15 protein-coding genes and 1 pseudogene are annotated in these 19,388 nt (G+C 69.4%); 11 read left to right on the top strand and 5 right to left on the bottom strand.

Annotated elements, in window-relative coordinates; genetic code table 11:
* Window positions 1–44 precede the first annotated feature (44 nt).
* Window positions 45–869 (top strand): TIGR02452 family protein, encoded by an 825-nt coding sequence (locus tag ABZ896_RS28710; protein WP_360935239.1) that lies wholly within the window; start codon window positions 45–47, stop codon window positions 867–869.
* Between the two features lie 15 nt (window positions 870–884).
* Here ABZ896_RS28710 and ABZ896_RS28705 read toward each other — a convergent pair whose 3' ends face one another.
* Window positions 885–1,331 (bottom strand): type II toxin-antitoxin system PemK/MazF family toxin, encoded by a 447-nt coding sequence (locus ABZ896_RS28705; protein ID WP_360935236.1) that lies wholly within the window; start codon window positions 1,329–1,331, stop codon window positions 885–887.
* 50 nt (window positions 1,332–1,381) lie between these two features.
* Here ABZ896_RS28705 and ABZ896_RS28700 point away from each other — a divergent pair.
* A pseudogene (locus ABZ896_RS28700) lies at window positions 1,382–1,791 on the top strand (hypothetical protein).
* A gap of 51 nt (window positions 1,792–1,842) precedes the next feature.
* Here ABZ896_RS28700 and ABZ896_RS28695 read toward each other — a convergent pair.
* The 3 genes from ABZ896_RS28695 to ABZ896_RS28685 all read right to left on the bottom strand — a co-directional run bounded on the left by ABZ896_RS28695 (window position 1,843) and on the right by ABZ896_RS28685 (window position 5,120).
* Entirely contained in the window at window positions 1,843–3,318 is a 1,476-nt protein-coding gene (locus ABZ896_RS28695; protein WP_360935233.1) for an SPFH domain-containing protein, read from the bottom strand.
* 133 nt (window positions 3,319–3,451) lie between these two features.
* Window positions 3,452–3,670, bottom strand: coding sequence for a hypothetical protein (locus tag ABZ896_RS28690; RefSeq protein WP_360935230.1), 219 nt, complete (start codon window positions 3,668–3,670; stop codon window positions 3,452–3,454).
* Between the two features lie 25 nt (window positions 3,671–3,695).
* Entirely contained in the window at window positions 3,696–5,120 is a 1,425-nt protein-coding gene (locus ABZ896_RS28685) for an amidase (protein ID WP_360935227.1), read from the bottom strand.
* 187 nt (window positions 5,121–5,307) lie between these two features.
* On the opposite strand from ABZ896_RS28685, the gene ABZ896_RS28680 reads away from it, so the two are divergent.
* The 8 genes from ABZ896_RS28680 (at window position 5,308) to ABZ896_RS28645 (ending at window position 17,125) form a co-directional block, all read left to right on the top strand.
* Complete coding sequence (locus ABZ896_RS28680) at window positions 5,308–6,687, top strand: glycoside hydrolase family 43 protein (protein ID WP_360935224.1); 1,380 nt, start codon at window positions 5,308–5,310, stop codon at window positions 6,685–6,687.
* 199 nt (window positions 6,688–6,886) lie between these two features.
* A complete protein-coding gene (locus tag ABZ896_RS28675; RefSeq protein ID WP_360935221.1) occupies window positions 6,887–7,588 on the top strand; it encodes a DUF2637 domain-containing protein in 702 nt (233 codons plus the stop codon).
* 430 nt (window positions 7,589–8,018) lie between these two features.
* A complete protein-coding gene (locus tag ABZ896_RS28670; RefSeq protein WP_360935218.1) occupies window positions 8,019–8,720 on the top strand; it encodes a DUF2637 domain-containing protein in 702 nt (233 codons plus the stop codon).
* 101 nt (window positions 8,721–8,821) lie between these two features.
* The gene (locus tag ABZ896_RS28665) at window positions 8,822–10,837 is read left to right on the top strand and encodes an ATP-binding protein (protein ID WP_360935216.1); all 2,016 of its coding nucleotides are present in this window, start codon (window positions 8,822–8,824) and stop codon (window positions 10,835–10,837) included.
* A 1,125-nt stretch (window positions 10,838–11,962) separates the two neighbouring features.
* Window positions 11,963–12,610, top strand: coding sequence for a (2Fe-2S)-binding protein (locus tag ABZ896_RS28660; RefSeq protein ID WP_360935213.1), 648 nt, complete (start codon window positions 11,963–11,965; stop codon window positions 12,608–12,610).
* A gap of 7 nt (window positions 12,611–12,617) precedes the next feature.
* Window positions 12,618–13,601: a xanthine dehydrogenase family protein subunit M gene (locus tag ABZ896_RS28655; protein WP_360935210.1), complete on the top strand. Its 984-nt coding sequence runs from the start codon at window positions 12,618–12,620 to the stop codon at window positions 13,599–13,601.
* Complete coding sequence (locus tag ABZ896_RS28650) at window positions 13,598–15,793, top strand: xanthine dehydrogenase family protein molybdopterin-binding subunit (RefSeq protein ID WP_360935207.1); 2,196 nt, start codon at window positions 13,598–13,600, stop codon at window positions 15,791–15,793. The genes ABZ896_RS28655 and ABZ896_RS28650 overlap by 4 nt, the downstream gene beginning before the upstream one ends.
* A gap of 165 nt (window positions 15,794–15,958) precedes the next feature.
* On the top strand, window positions 15,959–17,125 hold the full coding sequence (locus ABZ896_RS28645) for an XdhC/CoxI family protein (RefSeq protein ID WP_360935315.1): 1,167 nt from the start codon (window positions 15,959–15,961) through the stop codon (window positions 17,123–17,125).
* Between the two features lie 284 nt (window positions 17,126–17,409).
* On the opposite strand, the gene ABZ896_RS28640 is transcribed toward ABZ896_RS28645, so the two are convergent.
* Window positions 17,410–18,303 carry a helix-turn-helix transcriptional regulator gene (locus ABZ896_RS28640; RefSeq protein WP_360935204.1) on the bottom strand — a complete coding sequence of 298 codons (894 nt, stop codon included), beginning with the start codon at window positions 18,301–18,303 and terminating at the stop codon, window positions 17,410–17,412.
* Window positions 18,304–18,480: 177 nt separating this feature from the next.
* On the opposite strand from ABZ896_RS28640, the gene ABZ896_RS28635 reads away from it, so the two are divergent.
* A partial coding sequence (locus tag ABZ896_RS28635) for a zinc-dependent alcohol dehydrogenase family protein (protein ID WP_360935201.1) occupies window positions 18,481–19,388 on the top strand: 908 nt, incomplete at its 3' end.

Raw genomic sequence — 19,388 nt, 5'->3', positions numbered from 1 at the left:
GAGATCGCGGGGCGTGCGGTCGCGGCGCGTACGGGGGTCGCGCCATGAGCGCACGCCTGCGCGGTGTCGCGCGCGAGACGGAGCGGATCGTGGCGGACGGGGGGTACCGGTCGCCGTCGGGGCGTGACGTGTCCATCGCTACGGCGATACGGGCGGCGCGGGCCGGGACGCGGATGTACGGTCCGGGGCCCGTGGAGGTGGCGCCGGTTGCCGCCGTGGAGACGTTCTTCGAGGTCAGCGGCGAGAGCAGCCTGGAAGCGGCCCGTCGGATCGGCGGTGACGTGGCCGTGCTGAACTTCGCCTCGGCCCGCAACCCCGGTGGCGGATACCTCAACGGCGCCCAGGCCCAGGAAGAGGCCCTGTGCCGGGCCTCCGCACTGCACACCTGCCTGCTGGAGGCACGTGAGTTCTACGACCATCACCGCGCCCACCGCGACGCGTTCTACACGGACCGCGTCATCCACTCACCGGGCGTGCCCGTATTCCGGGACGACCATGCCCGCCTGCTGGACACACCGTTCCTCGTGAGCTTCCTGACCGCCGCCGCGCCGAACGCGGGGGTGGTGGTGCGTACGGCCCCGGAGCGGGCCGGTGAGCTGCCGTCCGCTGTCGCGACGCGGGCCGAGCGGGTCCTGGAGACGGCCGCCGCGCACGGCCACCGGCGCCTGGTGCTGGGTGCCTGGGGCTGCGGGGTCTTCCAGAACGACCCCGCGCAGGTGGCGGGCGCTTTCCGGGCGCTGCTGGGCCCCGGCGGGCGGTTCGCCGGGACCTTCGAGCAGGTGGTGTTCGGGGTGCTGGACCGGACGCCGGGTGCGGTGCTCCGGGAGGCGTTCGTACGGGCTTTTCCGGAGCGAACCCTTCAGCGGTGACCGGAGCCGCGCCGGTCAGCTCCAGCCGTACCGCTCGTGCAGCCGCTGCCTGACCAGGTTGAAGCGGCCCCGGTCCAGCGCGCACGCCTCCCGGCGCATGCCCTCCTCGTGGAGGCGCAGGATGCGGTCGACGTCCACCCAGGAGTCGCGGCCGGTGCGGTCCCAGGGGCCGCTGCCGATCGCCACCCACTCCCGGTCGCCGTCGTGCCGCTTGCTCGACAGCTGTACGGCGAGGAAGGTCCCGGCGGCCTCGCGGGCGACCACGAGCACGGGCCGGTCCTTGCCCCGGCCGTCGTTCTCCTCGAAGGGCACCCAGGTCCACACGATCTCGCCCGGGTCGGGGTCGCCGTCGTGCGCGGGGGAGTACTCGGTACGCACCTTGCCGACCTCGCGCGGGTCGGCCTCGGTGGTGGCGGTGGCGCCGTGGCGGCCGGGAACGTTCTCATCGGTAAACGCAGTCACGTGGGCACCTTAAGGCGTCCGCCGAACCGGGGAGGAGTACGGTCGGTCGGATGAACGAAACGGCGGGCGCGATCACCTTCGTGTGGCTCGGGATGGTGCTGGCGATCTCCTTCCTGGAGGCACCGCTGAAGTTCCGCGCACGGGGGTGACCCTTCAAGTGGGCCTGGGCATCGGGCGGCTGGTCTTCCGGGCCCTGAACCTGGTGGAGAGCGTCCTGGCCGCCGCGGTGGTCGTGCTGGTCGCCCTGGGTGACACATCGGGCGCGGTCATCGCGTGGACCGTCGCCCTGGTTGTGCTGCTCGTCGGTCAACTAGCCGTCGTCCGGCCCCGGTTGAACCGACGCTCCGACCGCGTCCTGGCCGGCGAGGACCTGCCCCGCTCGCGCGGTCACCTCGTCTACATCGCCTTCGAGATCGCGAAGGTAGTTGCCCTGATCGGCCTGGGTGTCGCCCAGCTTTGAACGCGGGCGGTCCGGGGCCCTTTTCTCCAAAGGCCCCGGACCGCTTGCTGTTTACTCCTGCACCGGCACCTTCTGGACGGGCGGCGTGGCCACCCCGTTCAGTGAAGTCCCGTTCGGGGTCTGCCCGTTCTGGTTCATCGACGCCAGCAGCTGACGGGCCAGGCCCAGCCCCGTGCCGCCCATGGTGAGCGCCTTGGCCAGCATGTCCGCCATGCCGTCCGCGCCGTTGAGGACCACCATGTTGTCGACGCTGCCGAACGCGGACGCGCCCGCCTTCACGATCTCCGGCCAGTTCTCGGCGAGTTGCTGGGCGACGACCGCCTCCTGGTTCTCGGCGAGCGCGGCGGCCCGGGCCTTGATGGCCTCCGCCTCCGCGAGCCCCTTCGCCCTGGCCGCCTCGGCCTCCGCGAGACCCTTGGCCTGGGCCGCGGCGGCCTCGGCCTCACCGGTGGCCCGGGTGGAGGCGGCGGTGGCCGCACCCCGTGCCTTGGTCGCCTCGGCCTCGGCACCCGCGGCCGCCTTGACCCGGGTCGCCTCGGCCGCCGCCGCGAGCTCGGTCTCCTTCGCCTTGGCCTCGGCACCGGAGATCCGGGCGTCGCGCTCGGCCTCGGCCAGCGTGCGCTTCTCGTACGCCTTGGCGTCCGCCGGCTTGCGGACGTCCGCCTGGAGCTGCTGCTCCCGCCGGTGCGCCTCGAGTTCGGCGACCCGCGTCTCCTGGACGACGACCTCCTGCCGGGCCCCGGCCTCGGCGAGCGGACCGGCCTGGCGCGCCTTCGCCGCCGCCTTGTCCCGCTCGGCCTGGTAGCCGGCCTGGAGGATCTCGCTGTCCCGGGTGGCCTCGGCCATCCGTGCGAACGACTGCTGCTCGGCCTCCGTGGCCAGCCGGTTCGCCTCGGCCTGCGCGATACGCGCGTCCCGCTGGACGGCCGCCGCGTGCGGCATCGCGAGGTTCTGGATGTAGCCGGTCGGGTCCTCGATCTCGTGGATCTGGAGCGAGTCGACGATCAGGCCGAGCTTCTCCATCTCCGTCCCGCAGGCGGCCCGGGTCTGTCCCGTGAGCTTCTCCCGGTCGCGGATCATGTCCTCGACGGTCAACCCGCCGACGATGGACCGCAGATGACCGGCGAACACGTTGTGCACCCGTTCCGACATCAGCTTCTGCTGGTCGAGGAAGCGACGCCCCGCGTTGGCGATCGACACGAAGTCGTCGCCCACCTTGAAGATGACCACGCCCCGCACCTTGAGCGGGATGCCCTGGTGGGTCACGCAGTCCACATGCAGTTCGGTCTCGTTCAGATCGAGCGAGAGCTTGCGCACCGCCTGGACCCCGGGCAGCACCAAGGTGCCGCGCCCGGTGACGATGCGGAATCCCATCCCCGCTTCGAGCCCCTCCGTCTTGTGGTTGGAGCCCGAGATGATCAGTGCCTCGTTGGGTTCCGCGACACGCCACATCAGTTTGAACAGACCGATCAGAACGGCGATGGCAGCGACTGCCACCCCCGCAACGACGCCGATGACCATCGGCATACGCCCCCTTTGCATGGTGCCCTTTCGGCACCGAACGAAGGGAGTGTGCGCCTCTGGGACGGCGGAATACAGGGACCCGCCAATCCTTGTCGAACTCTTGATACATACCGCTCTCACCTGCGCGTTGGCAGGCTCAGCTGTCGTATGCGGCCTGTACGTAGACGGTCCGCGGCGGCAGATACTCCACCACCATCACCACCGTCCCCCGCTCGATGCGCTCGGTCCCGGTGGCGGGGTAGGCCAGGAAGTGCTCGGCGCCTCCGCGCACCCGGACGATCACCTCACCGACGAGCCCCGGCCCCACCGTCCCCGAGACCCGCCCCATGAGCCCGACCATCGACGCATCGTCCATGGTCACAGGGTACGGGCCGGGATGCTCACACGGCCGGTGAATCCGCGGCGACGAACGGCCCCGGCCACCGCTCGTGCCAGCTCAGCTCCGCCTCCAGCTGCGCCGCGAGCGAGAGCAGCAGCGGCTCGCTGTTCGCCGGCCCGAGCAGCTGGGCCCCGACCGGCAGCCCTTCGCCGACGAACCCGGCGGGCACGTTCACCCCCGGCCAGCCCAGCACGTTCCACGGCCAGGCGTACGGACACGCGGCGATCATCGCGCGGTCCGTGGCGAACCCGCCGAGCTTCAGCATCGACCCGATGCGCGGCGGGGGCGCGGCCGTGGTGGGGGCCAGGATCACGTCGTACGACGAGAAGAACCCTCCGATACGGCGGTGCAGGACCGCCTCCGCGCGCCGGGCCGCCCGCAGCGGGACCCCGCCGAGGAGCCCACCGAGCCGGGCCGCGTCCCGGGTGCGCCGGTCGAGCAGGGCGGGGAAGGGTGCCTCGCGGACGCGTTCGGCGAGGCCGGCCGTGGCGCGCGGGATGAAGGTGAGCCCGATCTGGCCGTACGGCGGATCCGCCTCCTCGACGATGTGCCCCAAGTCGGCGATTCGGGAGGCGAGTTCGAGGACTCGCGCCCGCACCTCCGGCTGGAGCCGCGCGGGCAGGGCGGTGAACGGCGGCTTCAGGGCGAGTGCGATGCGCAGTCGGCCCGGGTCGCGGCCCACCGCGGCCGAGGCGTCGATCGCCGGCGGCCGGTGCGGGTCGAGGTCGTGGTTGCCGCTCGCCGCGTCGAGGAGGAGGGCCGCGTCGGCGACCGTACGGGCCAGGGTGCCGTTGACCGTGATGCCCTGGAAGGACTCGCCGCGCGGCCAGGTGGAGACGCGGCCCCGCTGCGGCTTGATGCCGACGAGGTGCGTCCAGGAGGCCGGGATCCGCACCGAGCCCGCGCCGTCCGAGCCGAGCGCGGCGGGCACCAGACCGGCGGCGACGGCGGCGGCCGAGCCGCCCGACGAACCGCCGGGCGTGTAGGCGGAGTTCCACGGATTGCGGGTGGCGCCGAAGGCCGGGCCCTCGGTGAACGGCCACTGCCCGAACTCGCAGGTGTTGGTCTTGCCGACGATCACGGCACCGGCCGCGCGCAGCCGCCGTACCGCCTCGCCGTCCCGGGCGACCGGCGGGAACTCCCCTTCACAGCCGAAGGCGGTGGGCTCGCCGGCCACGTCCATGTCGTCCTTGACGGCGACGGGCACGCCGAGCAGCGGTTTCCGTGCCCCGGTGGCCAGTTGGGCGTCCGCGGCCACGGCCTCGGCGAGGGCGGCCTCCGTGCGGACGATCCGGAAGGCGTTGAGGGAGCCCTGGGAGGACTCGATCCGCGCCAGGGCCCGCTCGACGAGCGCCAGTGAGGTGACCTCGCCGTCGGCCAGTGCCCGGGCGGTCTCCACCAGTCCTACGGAACGCTCGTACGTCATACGGGGACACCTCCGGGTCGACGCCTTCTACCGAACGGTAACCTCGGAAAGCGCTTGGTGGGAACGGCCGTTGTATGCAAGGGGATTGACGTGTTCCGGTCACCCCCTTACGGTCTGACCGACTTTCCGAACTCTGTTCGGCATGTCGGACGTCAGAGCCGCGTTCTTGTCCGAGGGAGAGCCGCCCGTGACCACACGATCCCCCCAGCCGTCCCGCCGTACCCTGCTGCGCGTGATGGCCGCGCTGCCGGCCTCGGCCGTGCTGCTCGGTGAACTCCCGGGCACGGCCCTCGCCGCCGCCCCGCCGAGCGGCTCCGCCACCCGGTACACGATCGTCCCGTTCCTCAACAGCGACGACGGCACGGTGAACGTCTACCAGTCCGACGACGCCACGGACTTCAGGCTCCTGAAGTCCTCCGCCTACACGCCGCCGAGCAACAGGATCCGCGACGCGAGCGTCTTCAAGCACACCGACGGCTACTACTACGTCACCTACACGACCCACACCTGGCAGGACGTCAGCACCACCATCGGCTTCGCGCGCAGCTCCGACCGCTCCAACTGGACCTTCCTGTACGACTACACGGTCCCGATCGCCAACCTGTCCCGCGCGTGGGCGCCGGAGTGGTTCGTCGACAGCGACGGCAGCGTCAACGTCATCGTGTCCTGCTCGCTCACCAGCGACGAGTGGATCTTCACGCCGTACCGGTTGAGGGCGACGAACTCCGCGCTGACGGCCTGGAGTTCACCGGTGGCCCTGTCCGGCATCGGCTCCAACCACATCGACACGTACATCGTGAAGAGCGGCTCGACGTACCACGCGTTCACCAAGAACGAGACGACGAAGTACATCGAGTACGCGACGGCCACCTCGCTGGGCGGCCCCTACACGATCTCCAGGACGGGCGACTGGGCCGGCTGGGGCAGCTACCGCGAGGGCCCGTCCGTGATCCAGCTCGACAACGGCGGCTGGCGGATCTTCTTCGACGGCTACGGCGACGGAAACTACTACTACAGCGACAGCTACGACACGTTCGCCACCTGGTCGGCGCCGACGGCCCTGCCGGTGGTCTCCGGCACGGCACGCCACTTCACGGTCATCAAGGAGACCGTGTCGGGCGGTCCTTCGCTCGCGAAGAACGTCACGCGCTCGTTCCAGTCGGCCAACTACACCACCCGCTACTGGCAGGCGCAGTCCTCCCTTCTCAACCTCCCGGTCGTGACCAGCTCCAGCACGTCCGCGGAGAAGACGGCCTCCACTTTCACGGTCGTCGCCGGACTCGCCGATTCCAACGGCTACTCCTTCCGCGACTCCTCCGGCAACTACCTGCGCCACTACGACTTCCGGGCCCGCTTCGACGCCAACGACGGCACGACGACCTTCGCCAGGGACGCGACCTTCATCGCCCGCACGGGTTCGTCGTCGGGCTCGATCCGCTGGGAGTCGTACAACTATCCCGGGTACTACCTGCGCCACTACAACTACCAACTACGGGTGGAGCGGACGGCCGCGACCGACCTCTTCCGCCAGGACAGTTCGTTTGTGCCGGTGACCGCCTGGGCTTGAGCTGCACCGCAGTTGACCTGGGGAGGAGCGTCGGTCGCCGCGGAGTAGTTCCCTCCAGTTCCCTGGATTTCCCGGGAGTTCCCGGCCAAGTGTGCAATAGATGTGCGACGATCTTGGTGTCCGGGCGGCCCATCTCGGCTGGCAGCGAGCCTTGGCCGGATGGGGAGTTCAGGGGGCGAGTGCCACCCGTGAGGGCGGGATGAAGCGTCGCGAAGAGGCGACGGGGCTTCTCCCCGACCGGCGCGCAATGGATCTCGAAGCATGGGTGCGGTCCCTGTGTGCGCTGGTTGTCGCGGGGGTCGCCGCCTATGCGTCGTACGTGCATCAGCGGGAGTTCGCCCGGCAAGGGGGAGCGGACACCGTGAGTGCGTCGCTGTGGCCGCTGTCCGTGGACGGCCTGCTGCTCTTGGCCACGGTCGGCCTTCTGAAGCACTCGGAATCGGCGACCCGTTGTGCACGCTGGGCTGTTCGTTCGGCCTTCCTGCTGGGGATCGTTGTCTCGCTGGCCGCGAACGTCGCCGCAGCGCCGGCTTTGCAATGGAAGCCGGTGCTGGTCGCGGGGTGGCCGCCAGTCGCACTGCTGCTCTCGGTCGAACTGCTGGTGCACCGGCCGGTAGAGAGAGGGAAGGACCGCGCAGCCCACATGGAGGAGGGGCAGGGAGCGGGTCCTGCGATCACTGTCGGCGGGCCTGGTGATCTCCTCTTGGAGAAAGCTCGCATGCTCGATGCCGAGGATTGGAAAGAGCATCGGCGCCCTGCATCGGCGGAAACGCTCCGCAAGGAGCTGCACATCAGCGCCGCTCGGTCACGACAGCTTGCTGCTCTCGTCAGGAACGGTTCGAGAGATTATGAGGGGTCCGCCGGGTTGCGAGAGATAGAGGGACAACGGCGTTCTGAATGAGTGACGAGTAGGTGCTAACAGCTTCTTCGTCTGCTGTTGGTACCGCGTCGCCTGGCCGCTGACCTGCGGAAATCCCTTGAAGGAGATAGTGGGGGCTTCCTGGTCCGCGAATGGTCCGGATCTTGGTTCCTTGGCCGCATCGGAGCGGGGGCTCGCCACGCCAGGGGCGGAGAAACTGTATGCCTCGGGTTGCTGTGGGGCGCTCGTCAGGGAGGTCGCATGTGCCATCCCGGCTGGCGCCTCGGACGGAACCCGGCGTACAGCCCGACTCGTCTGCTTTTAGGGCTCTGACCTGGACTTATGTTCTGGCCAGGGCCCTTTTCGATGCCTGGGGGCTTCCCGCTTCTACCTGCGAGTTCCCGGGAGTTCCCGCGCAAGTGTGCACGCGTTGTGCACTGGGAGGGGGCCGTGGCAGGTGGCGGTGGTTCCGATGACGCAGGACCCCGAGGCCCGCCCAAGTACGCCTGAGCGCAGCGGCGCGGATCTTGATGCCTGGATCCGGCCGTTCTGTGCCTTGGTGGTCGCCGGGGTGGCGGCGTACGCCTCGTATGTGCACCAGCGGGAGTTCGCGCTTCAGGGTGGAGCGGACCATGTCAGCGCGTCGTTGTGGCCGCTGTCCGTGGACGGTCTCCTGTTGCTGGCCACGGTCGGCTTGCTGAAGCCGTCGGGGACTCGTACACGCCGGGCGCGAGGCGCAGTGCGGTCGGCGTTTCTGCTCGGGATCGGGGTCTCGCTGGCCGCGAACATCGCGGCGGCGCCGGCTTTTGAGTGGAAGCCGGTGCTGGTGGCGGGCTGGCCGCCGGTCGCGCTGCTGCTGTCAGTGGAGCTCTTGGCCCATCGCCCTGCCGTAAGGAGGGGTAGTGAACCTGTAGCAGGTCCCGGTGGAGTGAACGGTGGACCGGGGCTTGGGGGCGATCCGCTGCTGGCGCAAGCTCGGGTTATCGACGCCCAACATCGGCGACTTCATCAGCGTCCTGCGTCAGCGGAGACGTTACGGAAAGAGCTCCATGTCGGTGCGAGCCGGTCGAGGCAGTTGGCCGAACTCGTCAGGGGCATCAGGAGGGGCAGTGCGGATGGCGAGTCGTCGCGCGATCGGGAAGGCGAGCGGAAGGGAGAACGGCGGCCCACTTGATCCTGAACGGGCTGTGCGCGCCCCGCTTGTCGGCGCATCGTGCTACTGCCTGTTGATGAGGCATGGACAATCTGTCCCGTCTTGTTGAAGGATGCCCTGTCATGGCGGATCACGTGCTTCTCGAAGCGGGCGACGACCTGGTGCGGCAGCTCTCCCATGAGCGCGAGACCGTCAAAGCGGTGCTTGAACTCGTGTGGAACGCCCTGGACGCGGACGCGACCAAGGTCGACGTGACGATCGAACGATCCTCGATGGACGGGGTGGAGAAGGTTGTCGTCAGCGACAACGGCGACGGCATCACCCCGGAGAAGGCGCGCACCGCGTTCAAGGACGTCGGCAACTCCGACAAGCGGGAGGGCGGCACGACCGCGCGATTGGGGCGACCACTCCACGGGAAAGCCGGTCGCGGGCGACTGCGGGCCTTCGCTCTCGGCGATTACACGCGCTGGACGAGCAGTGCCCTGGCAGTGGACGGCCGGCTCATGCGCACGACGATCGAGTCTCAGGTCCGTCGCCGTACGACGTGGCGCATCGACTCGCGGCTGGCAGAGGAAACAGCCGGTGCTGGTACGTCGGTCGAGCTGTGGGGAAAGCAGTCTCATCATCTCGATCGGCTGCTGGAGCCCAAGGCTGCGGCACAGATTACGGCGGCCCTTGCGCCCTACCTCCTCACCTGGACCGACGTCCACGTCACCTACGACGGTCAACTCATCGACCCACGCACCCAGATCGAGGACGAGGAACAGTCCGAGGAACTGAACTTCGAGTACGACGGGGAGTCCCACCTCTTCCAAGTCCGTCTGATCCACTGGCGAACCGGCTCGGAACGCACCATCGCGCTCTGCGACGCCGCGAGCGCCCCTGTCGAGACCATCGACGCAGCTGCCGAGCACTCCGACTTCGCCTACACCGCCTACGTGGTGTGGGAACCAATGCCCCTGCACCGCAACGAAGTTCACTTGATAACGCTGGGCGGTGACACACCCCTCGCCCCCTTGCTGCGTGTCGCACGCTCGTGGATCGCTTCCAGGTTCGAGGAGCGGCGCAGGCGGATGCGGCGCCAGCTCGTGGACCGCTGGATCGACGAAGGCGTCTACCCCTACCCTCCACGTGCCGAAGGAGGGCAGGCCCAGGCCGAGCAGGCCACCTTCGATCTCGTCGCCACGTCCATCAACCGACACATTCCGGGGGACAGGACCAAGAAGCGGCTCACGCTCTCCCTGCTGCAGAACTCCCTACGCCACAACCCCGACGAAATGGTCGAGATACTGGAGAAGGTGCTGCGGCTGAGCGAGAGCGACATCAGCCACCTGCACGGCCTCCTCCAGCAGACCAGCCTCTCCAACATCATCCGCGCTTCGTCCATCGTCACCTCACGGCTTCAGTTCCTGACCGCGCTCGAACACCTGGTCTTCGACGAGGAGACCTACGGCCTGGTCAAGGAACGAGCCCACCTGCACAAGATCCTCGAACGAGAGCTGTGGGTCTTCGGCGAGGAATTCAACCTGATGCGCAGCAGCGAGATCGGTCTGACGCGCCTGCTCGAACACCACCGGCGCGCCGTCGGCTGGGACCCCACACCAGACGGTCCGGTGGTGGCGCTCGACGGCGGCACGCGACGGGTGGATCTCGCGTTGTCCGCCGAGAGTCACGAACACGACCGAGTGCGGCATCTCGTGATCGAGCTCAAGGCACCGTCCGTCGACGCCGACCGCGAACAGGCCGACCAGGTCGACGACTACATGCAGGCAGTCCTCAACGACCCCCGCTTTGCCAATGTCGAGACCACGTGGGACTTCTACCTCGTCGTCCGCAAGATCAGCCCCAGGCTGCTGCCACGTGTCCGGCAGGCGGGCCAGCCGGAGGGCCTGTACAGCGAGCCCACCAGTTACGAGCACGCAAAGGTCCGGGTCTGGGTGAGGACGTGGTCCGAGATTCTGCGAGAGGCCAAGCAGCGCCTGGAGTTCGTCAAGAACGGCATCGACCACAATCCCTCACTTGAACAGGCCCTCCAGTACCTCCGGACCCGGCACGGGGACCTCATTCCTGACCGACTGCGCCATGCAGCGGGTGTTCCAGCGCCGCGTTCGGAAGCGGTGCATGATCCGGCTGTGTAGCCTCAGTGCCGATAGCGGCGTAGTCGACCTGGGTACCGCTCCCCGTAGCGGCCGGTGTCAGCAACCGCGACCCTCGGACCCAGCATGACGACCGGCAACGTGAGCACGGCGGCCCTGACACAGCCGCTCAGGATGTGCGCGAGACGGAGGATGCGAGGGTCGTAGTGGAAGGTGGCTGATCGCGGCCACCCGGACCACCCGGTCCTGAGGACCCGGGGTCCCGCCGCCCCCGCGCCGACGACTTCCATCTGCGTACACAGTGTGGGCGGGAACTGGTCGACGGGCGGTGCGTACCGTCTGTCGTCCGTGGGCGGTCGTAATTCCGCCGATGCAGGCTGGTCGTCGATCGGCCCCTCAGCGGGCACGAGATCAGCCAAGAACTCCCTGCGCCGGGCATCGCACGCGCCACTGACAATGCCCTGGCGGCGAGTTGGCCGGTGCAGAGCACAGGGTCGTCGCCGCACCGGTCGTGATGGTCCCCGCCGACCGGTGGACGCCCAGGTTGCGGTGAGTCAAGTCGGTCACGGCTCGGCTCAGGCCGGGAAGTGAGTTCGCCGCCGTCCGGCCACCGCGACGGCCGGCCACATCCCAATCTCGCCGACCAGCAGGCCGATGCCGCCGAAGATCAAGGGGAACAGACGCAGTGAGGCGAGGCGGCCGCCGACGAGCCGAGGAAGTACAGGCTACAGCTCGCAGAGCTTCACGTCGCATAGCGGGTTCGCTGCCGACTTGGCGGTCATGGCTTGGTAATGCGGAGGAAATGCCGGTGTTTTGGCATGACTCCGGGAAATGAGGCGTGCCGAACGTCGATATGACGGCCAACTCCCCTGCCCATCACCAGCTCTGAGTGGGCATCAGGTCGCCTCGGTGGACCCATGACTAGAGTCCACAGGATTATCACAGGAAGAAGGGGGTAGATCCCTGCCGCGTTCGGGCTGTGACACGCGGTTCTTATGGGGGGAGGAAATTCTCCCTGTTTCCGGCGCGATGACGGTGGCACGCTTCCGCGTAACGGAATGCGCCCTTGAGGCGCCCGGTTTGTATTGGTCTTGCGGCGATGACACGTCCGCTTCTCGCCGTACCACCGTGTGCGGCAGATCCCGACCGTGATGCGAAGGCGTAGGCATGTCGACTGAACTCCCTGAATCTGCTCCACCCCCCACCGGATCCAGCGAGGCCCCTCCGGCGCCCACCCGGCGGACCTTCATCGCCACCACCACGGTGGCCGGCGGTGCCGTGGTCGCGGGCGGCGTGATCGGAGGATCCCTTCTCGGCGGCTCGGAAGAAGCGGCCGGCGCCGAGGCGTCGCCGTCCAGCCGGGTGTCGCTCAAGGTGAACGGCGCCCGGCGGACGGTGACGGTGGACAACCGCACCTCGCTGCTGGACCTGCTGCGTGAGCACCTCGATCTCACGGGCACCAAGAAGGGCTGCAACGCGGGTGCGTGCGGGGCGTGCACGGTGCTGGTCGACGGTCGGCGGGTGAACTCCTGCCTGACTCTCGCGGTGCGGCTGGAGGGTGCCGAGGTCACCACGATCGAGGGCCTGGCCGACGGCGACGAACTGCACCCGCTCCAGCAGGCGTTCATCGACGAGGACGCCTATCAGTGCGGTTACTGCACGCCTGGCCAGATCATGTCCGGAGTCGGCTGCATCAAGGAGGGCCACACCGGCTCGCCGGAGGAGATCCGGGAGTGGATGAGCGGCAACATCTGCCGCTGCGGCTGCTACGTCAAGATCGTGCGCGCGGTCGAGCAGACCGCCGCGAGGAAGTGAGGGCCTGATGCATCCCTTCGCCTTCACCAAGGCATCCGACACGCGTGAGGCGCTCAACGCCGGTCGCAGTGGCGGCCGTTACATCGCCGGCGGCACCACCCTGGTCGACCTGATGCGCGAGACCGTCGAGCACCCCGAGACCCTGGTCGACATCAGCGGGCTGCCGCTGCGCGAGGTCCTGGTCACCAAGGAGGGCGCGCTGCGCATCGGAGCCCTCGTGCGGATGAGCGAGGCCGCCGCCCACCCCACGGTGCGTGCCGCCTACCCGGTGGTCTCCCAGGCCCTGGAGCTGAGCGCGTCGGCCCAGTTGCGCAACATGGCCACCATCGGCGGCAACATCATGCAGCGCACCCGCTGCACCTACTTCCGCGATGTGACCGCCGACTGCAACAAGCGTGAGCCGGGCTCGGGTTGTGCCGCGCTGCACGGCTTCAACCGGATGCACGCCATCCTCGGCACCTCCGACGCCTGCGTGGCCACGCACCCCTCCGACGTGGCCGTGGCCTTCGCCGCGCTGGAGGCGAGCGTGCATCTGCTGGGCCCGGACGGACGCGAGCGCAGCCTGCCGTTCGCCGACTTCCTGCTCCGGCCCGGCACCACCCCGAACCGCGAACAGGCCCTCCGTAAAGGTGAGTTGATCACCGCGGTCGAGATCCCGGCGCTTCCGCGTCCGCTGAAGTCCGGTTACCTGAAGGTCCGTGACCGGCAGTCCTACGAGTTCGCCCTCACCTCGGCGGCCGTCGCCCTGCACATCCGCGGGGGAGTGATCCGCGAGGCCAAGGTCGCCGCCGGAGGCGTGGGCACGGTTCCCTGGAAGCTGCCCGCCGTCGAGCGGGCCCTCATCGGCCGACGCCCCTCGGACGCGCTATGGACGGCCGCCGCCGAGCAGGCGGCGACGGGGGCCCGGCCGCTGTCGGGCAACCGCTTCAAAGTCGCACTGCTGCGACGAACCGTCGAGCGTCAGCTGCGTGTCGTGGGAGGTACGAAGTGAGTCCCCAGCCCCAGGCAGCCGTCGGCGCCCCGCTGTCCCGGGTGGACGGTCGGCTCAAGGTCACCGGCAAGGCGCAGTACGCCGCCGAGTTCAACGCCGAGGGGATGGTGCACGCCGTCATCGTCGACGCGAGCATCGGACGCGGCCGCATCACCGGCTTCGACACGGACGCCGCCGAAGCCGTCCCGGGCGTGCTCCGGGTGATCCACCACGGCAACGCGCCGACACTGCCGTACCGCGACAACTCCGGCGGGTCGAACAACCTGCCCGGCAACAAGGTGCGGGTCTTCCAGGACGACCGCGTCCTCTTCCACGGCTTCCCCGTCGCCGTCGTGGTGGGCACCACGCTGGAGGCCGCGCAGCACGGCGCGAGCCTGGTCAAGGTCAGCTACGACGCCCAGCGGCCCACCACCGACCTCGCCGAGGGGGAGCCGGTTGCGGGACGGCCGTACTCCCGCGGCGACGTCGAAGCCGGACTGCGCGACGCGGACGTGACGCTGGACCTGACCTACCACCTGGCGCGCAACCACCACAATCCGATGGAGATGCACGGCACGATCGCCCGCTGGGACGGCAATCGGCTCACCGTGTGGGACAAGACGCAGTGGGTGCCCGGCACCCAACTGGAACTGTCCACGGTGTTCGACGTGCCCCTGGACAACGTACGGGTCATCAACCCCTTCATTGGCGGCGCCTTCGGCAGCGGGCTACGCTGCTGGCCGCACACCGTGGTCGCCGCGCTCGCCGCGCGGGAGGTGGGCCGTCCGGTCAAACTGACCCTGACCCGCAGGCAGATGTACTTCGGCACCGGCTTCCGGCCCTCCTACGCCTACCGGATGCACATCGGCGCCGACCGCAACGGCCGCCTGGTCGCCTCGGACCAGATCATCGACGCCGAGACGTCGTCGTACGAGACGTTCAACGAGGCCGTCACGGGCCCCGGGGCGAGCCTTTACGCCACGCCCAGCGTCCGCCAGGCGTATCGGACCGTCCCGTTGGACGTGAACAGCCCGATCTGGATGCGCGGCCCCGGCGCCGCCACCGGCGTCTACGTCGTCGAGTCGGCGATGGACGAGATCGCCCACGAGCTCGGCATGGACCCGATCGAGCTGCGCCGCCGCAACGAGCCGACCCAGGACCCGCAGAGCAACGCGCCGTACTCGACGCGCCGGCTGGTGGAGTGCTACACGGTTGGCGCCCGCGAGTTCGGCTGGGATCGCCGTAACCCGCGGCCGCGTGCGCGACGTGACGGCGACTGGCTGATCGGCATGGGCGTGGCCTCGGGCGTCTACCACACCGGTGTCGCACCGGCCCAGTCCCGGGGCCGCCTGAACGCCGACGGCACGGCCGAGGTCGAGTGCGCCACCAGTGACATGGGCCCGGGCACGTACACCTCCCAGACGCAGGTCGCCGCCGACGCCCTCGGGCTCGGCATGCGCGCGGTCGACTTCCGGCTCGGCGACTCCCGGTACCCGCAGACCCCGCCGCACGGCGGCTCGATGACCATGGCGAGCATCGGCTCCGCCACCCTCGACGTCTGCAACCAGCTCCGCACCCAGGCGATCCGGCTCGCCGTCGAGGACGAGGACTCGCCGCTGTACGGGGTGGCCGCCGAGGACGTCGTGGTCCGCAACGGCCGACTCCACGTGCAGGGGAACCCGGCCCGCGGCGAGACGTACAAGCAGCTGCTGACCCGCAACGACCGGGACCGTCTGGAAGCGAGCACCTCCTTCTCCCCGCCCCGCGGCGAACAGCGCTCCATCAGCGCCTACAGCGCGACCTTCGCCGAGGTGGCGGTGGACTCGACGCTCGGCCTGGTGCGGGTGCGGCGGATGCTCTCCGTGTACGACGCGGGCCGCATCATCAGCCCGAAGCTCGCCGACAGCCAGGCTCTCGGCGGCATGGTGGGCGGTATCGGCCAGGCGCTGCTGGAGCACACGGTCACCGACCACCGTGACGGCCGGATCGTCAACGCCGACCTCGCTGGCTACCTGGTCCCGGTCAACGCCGACATCCCCGAGCTCCGGGCGATCTACCTCGAAGGGGAGGACCGGGACGCCAACGCACTCGGCGTCAAAGGCCTTGCCGAGCTGGTGATCTGCGGTGTGGCGCCCGCCATCGCGAACGCGGTCTTCAACGCCACGGGCCGCCGCGTGCGCGAACTGCCCATCACCGCCGAGGCGTTGCTCTGACGCTCCGCACTCCGGCCAGCGTCGGCCGGAGTGCGCACCCGAGCCGTCCGGAGGCGGGTCCCCCCGTCCCGTCGCCGGACCTTCAGGGCCGCCGCCGCGTGGGAGCGCACCCCCGTGACGCGGCGGCGGCCCGCCCATGACCCCCACCGCAAGAAGGACCTGTTCATGCTGAACATCGCGGACACACTGCACCGTTGGTGCCGCGAGGCCCGCCCCTTCGCCCTGGCCACCGTCGTGGATGTCCGCGGCAGCGCACCGCTGCCTGTCGGGACGTCGGTTGCGGTGGACCGGGACGGCAACGCGGTCGGCAGTATCTCCGGCGGCTGTGTCGAGGGAGCGGTCTACGATCTCTGTCGCCAGGTGCTCGAAGAGCAAGGCGCCCCGCAGCGCGCCTGGTTCGGCTACTCCGACGACGACGCCTTCGCCGTAGGACTGACCTGCGGCGGCGAACTCGACGTCCTCGTCCAGCGGTTCGACCCCGCGACGCAGCCGCACCTCGTCGTGGCCCTGGCCGACGTGGTGGAGGGACGGCCGGTCGCGGTCGCCCAGGTCGTCGAGGGCCCGGAGGAACTCGTCGGCGGGATGCTGTACGTCGACGCGGCGGGGGCCATCCGTCACGACATGCCAGCAGGGGCAGCGCGGCGGGAGGTCGGTGCCCAGGCGTGGGCGCTGCTGCGCGCCGGACGGACCGCCCGCGCGGAGGTGGGCGGGGACGCCGAGACCTGCCCGGAGCGGTTGTCCGTCCTGGTCCATGTGCACGCGTCCCGGCCCCGCATGCTGATCTTCGGGGCGGTCGACTTCGCCGCCGCGCTCAGCCGGGTCGGCAGCTTCCTCGGCTACCGGGTCACGGTCTGTGACGCCCGCCCCGTCTTCGCCACCGAGGCCCGTTTCCCGTACGCCGACGAGGTCGTCGTCGACTGGCCGCACCGGTACCTGGAACGAACCGAGGTCGACGCCCGGACCGCGATCTGCGTCCTCACCCACGACGCCAAGTTCGACATCCCCCTGCTGTCCCTGGCCCTCGATCTGCCGGTCGGCTACGTCGGAGCGATGGGATCCCGCCGCACCCACGAGGAGCGTCTGCGCAGGCTGCGGGAAGTCGGCGTCACGGACGAGCAGTTGGGCCGGCTGCGCTCGCCGATCGGGCTCGACCTCGGCGCCCGTACGCCCGAGGAGACCGCCGTCTCCATCACCGCGGAGATCATCGCCCACGCCAACCGGGGCACGGGCCTGCCGCTGACCCGGGGCAGCGGCCCCATCCACCGGGACTCGGTCGAGGAAGTCCTCTCCGACACCACCGGGCCGCGGCCCGCGTACGCGTCCCTGGGATAGCGGTCCTTTTCATCACCGGGGCCGGTACCGGGGTGGAACTCTGCACGTCGCGTTCGCCGTGGGCCTTCAAGCGGGGTTGCAGGTCGCAGCGCGGAGGTGTGAGGGCTCGCGGCCGGGCCGTTCGGTCGTATCGACATCCTCGTGAACGATACGAGTCCGCGAAGGCCCGAGTTCATGATGCACGGCCTGTAGTGACGCCGTCCAAGGCGTGGAGGAGGCTGAGCGACAGAACCAGCGAGGTCTGGGATACGAGGTGTCCGCGCACACACCGCCACCGCGCTCCGTTATTGACCGCCCTCGCGGAAGTGGGACGAGGCCGGCAGGTGTTGGTCGGCGGCCCAGGAGGCGAGGATGCGCAGGCGCTCGTGGGTGGGCGAGCCGGGCGCCGCGGTCCACACCGTGAGGTGCTGGTCGGGGTCGGTGTTCGCGGTCAACGTGTCCCAGTCCAGGACGAGTTCACCGACGACCGGGTGGTTGAGGGTCTTCGTGCCCACCGTACGGGCGGCCACCTTGTGGTCGCCCCACCACTTCGCGAACTCCTTGTCGCGCGTGGACAGTTCACCGACCAGCTCGATCAGCCGCGGGTCGTCGGGGTATTTGGCCGCCTCCATGCGCAGCTGTGCCACGGAGATCTGGGCGGAGGTTTCCCAATCGGCGTACAGGCTGCGCATCGACGGTTCGGTGAACTGGATCCGGGGGTAGTTGCGATGCTTTTCCGGGATGCGGGAGAAATCGATGACCAGGGCGGACGCCAGCGCGTTCCAGGCCAGGATGTCCCCGCGCCGGCCCTGCACGATCGCGGGCGTGGCGGTGAGGTCGTCCAGGACGCGCTGGAGCTGGGGCTGCACCTGCTGCCGGCCGCGGCGCCGCATGCGGACCGTGGTCTTGCCGGCGAGCTGGAAGAGATAGCCGCGCTCGTCGTCATCCAGATGGAGGACACGGGCAAGGGTCTCGAGGACGGGAGCGGATGCCTGCAGACGACCCTGTTCAAGTCTCGTGTAGTAGTCGGTGCTGATGGAGGCGAGCTGGGCGACTTCCTCACGGCGCAGTCCGGCAACCCGGCGGGGCCCGCCCGTCTCCGGCAGCCCGACGGTACGCGGGCTGAGCTCAGAACGGCGCTTCTTGAGGAATTCCCCCAGCTCGTTGAGGGTCACATTCTCGCTCATGCTTCCCAGCATGGCATTGATCGTGCCTCGATAAGGGGGGAGAGTTTTCTCCCAGGATGCGATTATCCTCGGATGGTTTTCTCCGCTTTTCGCGCGTGCCTTCGCGTGCAAGGCTCGACGATGAGCAGCCTCATCAGTCTCCCGAAGGGCTGCTGACCGAAGACCTTTCCCACCGAAAGAAGCATCCTCATGCGCGGAGCTGTCATCCACGCCCCCGGCGACGTCCGTTTCGAGGAGGTCGACGACGCGAAGATCGTGCGTCCGACCGACGCCGTCATCCGGACCGCCGTGACCTGCGTGTGCGGCTCGGACCTGTGGCCCTACCGCGGTGCCGAGCCCGTCGACCAGCCGCACCCGATGGGCCACGAGTACGTCGGTGTCGTCGAGGAGGTCGGCAGCGAGGTCACCCATGTGAAGCCGGGCCAGTTCGTCATCGGCTCGTTCGCCACGTCGGACAACACGTGTGTGAACTGCCGGGCCGGCTACCAGTCCAACTGTGTGAACCGCGAGTTCATGTCCACCTGCCAGGCCGAGTACGTACGCATTCCCAACGCCCACGGCACCCTGGTAGCCACTCCCGAACACCCGGGCGAGAACCTCTGGCCGAGCCTGCTGGCGCTGTCGGACGTGATGGGCACCGGCTGGTGGGCGGCGAAGGCCGCCGAGGTGCGGCCCGGCTCCACCGCGGTGGTCGTCGGGGACGGAGCGGTCGGCCTGTGCGGTGTCATCGCCGCGAAGGAGCTCGGTGCGGAGCGCATCATCGCGATGAGCCGGCACGCCTCCCGGCAGAAGCTCGCGCTGGAGTTCGGCGCCACCGACATCGTCACCGAGCGCGGCGAGGAAGGCATCGCCCGCGTCAAGGACCTCACCGACGGTGTCGGCGCCGACAGCGTGCTGGAGTGTGTCGGCACCGCGCAGTCGATGCAGCAGGCGCTGCACGCCACCCGCCCGGGCGGCAACGTCGGCTTCGTCGGCGTGCCCCATGATGTCGCCGTCGACGGTCAGGAGCTGTTCTTCTCCCACGTCGGCCTGCGCGGCGGCCCGGCCCCGGTGCGCGGCTATCTGCCCGACCTGATCGCGCGGGTCTTCGACGGCCG

It is taken from the genome of Streptomyces sp. NPDC047072, from assembly GCF_040643855.1.
In the GTDB taxonomy this organism is placed as follows: Bacteria; Actinomycetota; Actinomycetes; order Streptomycetales; family Streptomycetaceae; genus Streptomyces.
Note: the sequence above shows the minus strand (reverse complement) of the source record. Positions and strands in the feature narration are given on the sequence as shown.

Coding starts and splice junctions, on each gene's coding strand:
- ABZ896_RS28640 (WP_360935204.1), bottom strand. CDS start 18,303: ATGCTGGGAAGCATGAGCGAGAATGTGACCCTCAACGAGCTGGGGGAA.
- ABZ896_RS28690 (WP_360935230.1), bottom strand. CDS start 3,670: ATGGACGATGCGTCGATGGTCGGGCTCATGGGGCGGGTCTCGGGGACG.
- ABZ896_RS28645 (WP_360935315.1), top strand. CDS start 15,959: ATGCTGAACATCGCGGACACACTGCACCGTTGGTGCCGCGAGGCCCGC.
- ABZ896_RS28660 (WP_360935213.1), top strand. CDS start 11,963: ATGTCGACTGAACTCCCTGAATCTGCTCCACCCCCCACCGGATCCAGC.
- ABZ896_RS28670 (WP_360935218.1), top strand. CDS start 8,019: ATGACGCAGGACCCCGAGGCCCGCCCAAGTACGCCTGAGCGCAGCGGC.
- ABZ896_RS28655 (WP_360935210.1), top strand. CDS start 12,618: ATGCATCCCTTCGCCTTCACCAAGGCATCCGACACGCGTGAGGCGCTC.
- ABZ896_RS28675 (WP_360935221.1), top strand. CDS start 6,887: ATGAAGCGTCGCGAAGAGGCGACGGGGCTTCTCCCCGACCGGCGCGCA.
- ABZ896_RS28695 (WP_360935233.1), bottom strand. CDS start 3,318: ATGCCGATGGTCATCGGCGTCGTTGCGGGGGTGGCAGTCGCTGCCATC.
- ABZ896_RS28665 (WP_360935216.1), top strand. CDS start 8,822: ATGGCGGATCACGTGCTTCTCGAAGCGGGCGACGACCTGGTGCGGCAG.
- ABZ896_RS28710 (WP_360935239.1), top strand. CDS start 45: ATGAGCGCACGCCTGCGCGGTGTCGCGCGCGAGACGGAGCGGATCGTG.
- ABZ896_RS28685 (WP_360935227.1), bottom strand. CDS start 5,120: ATGACGTACGAGCGTTCCGTAGGACTGGTGGAGACCGCCCGGGCACTG.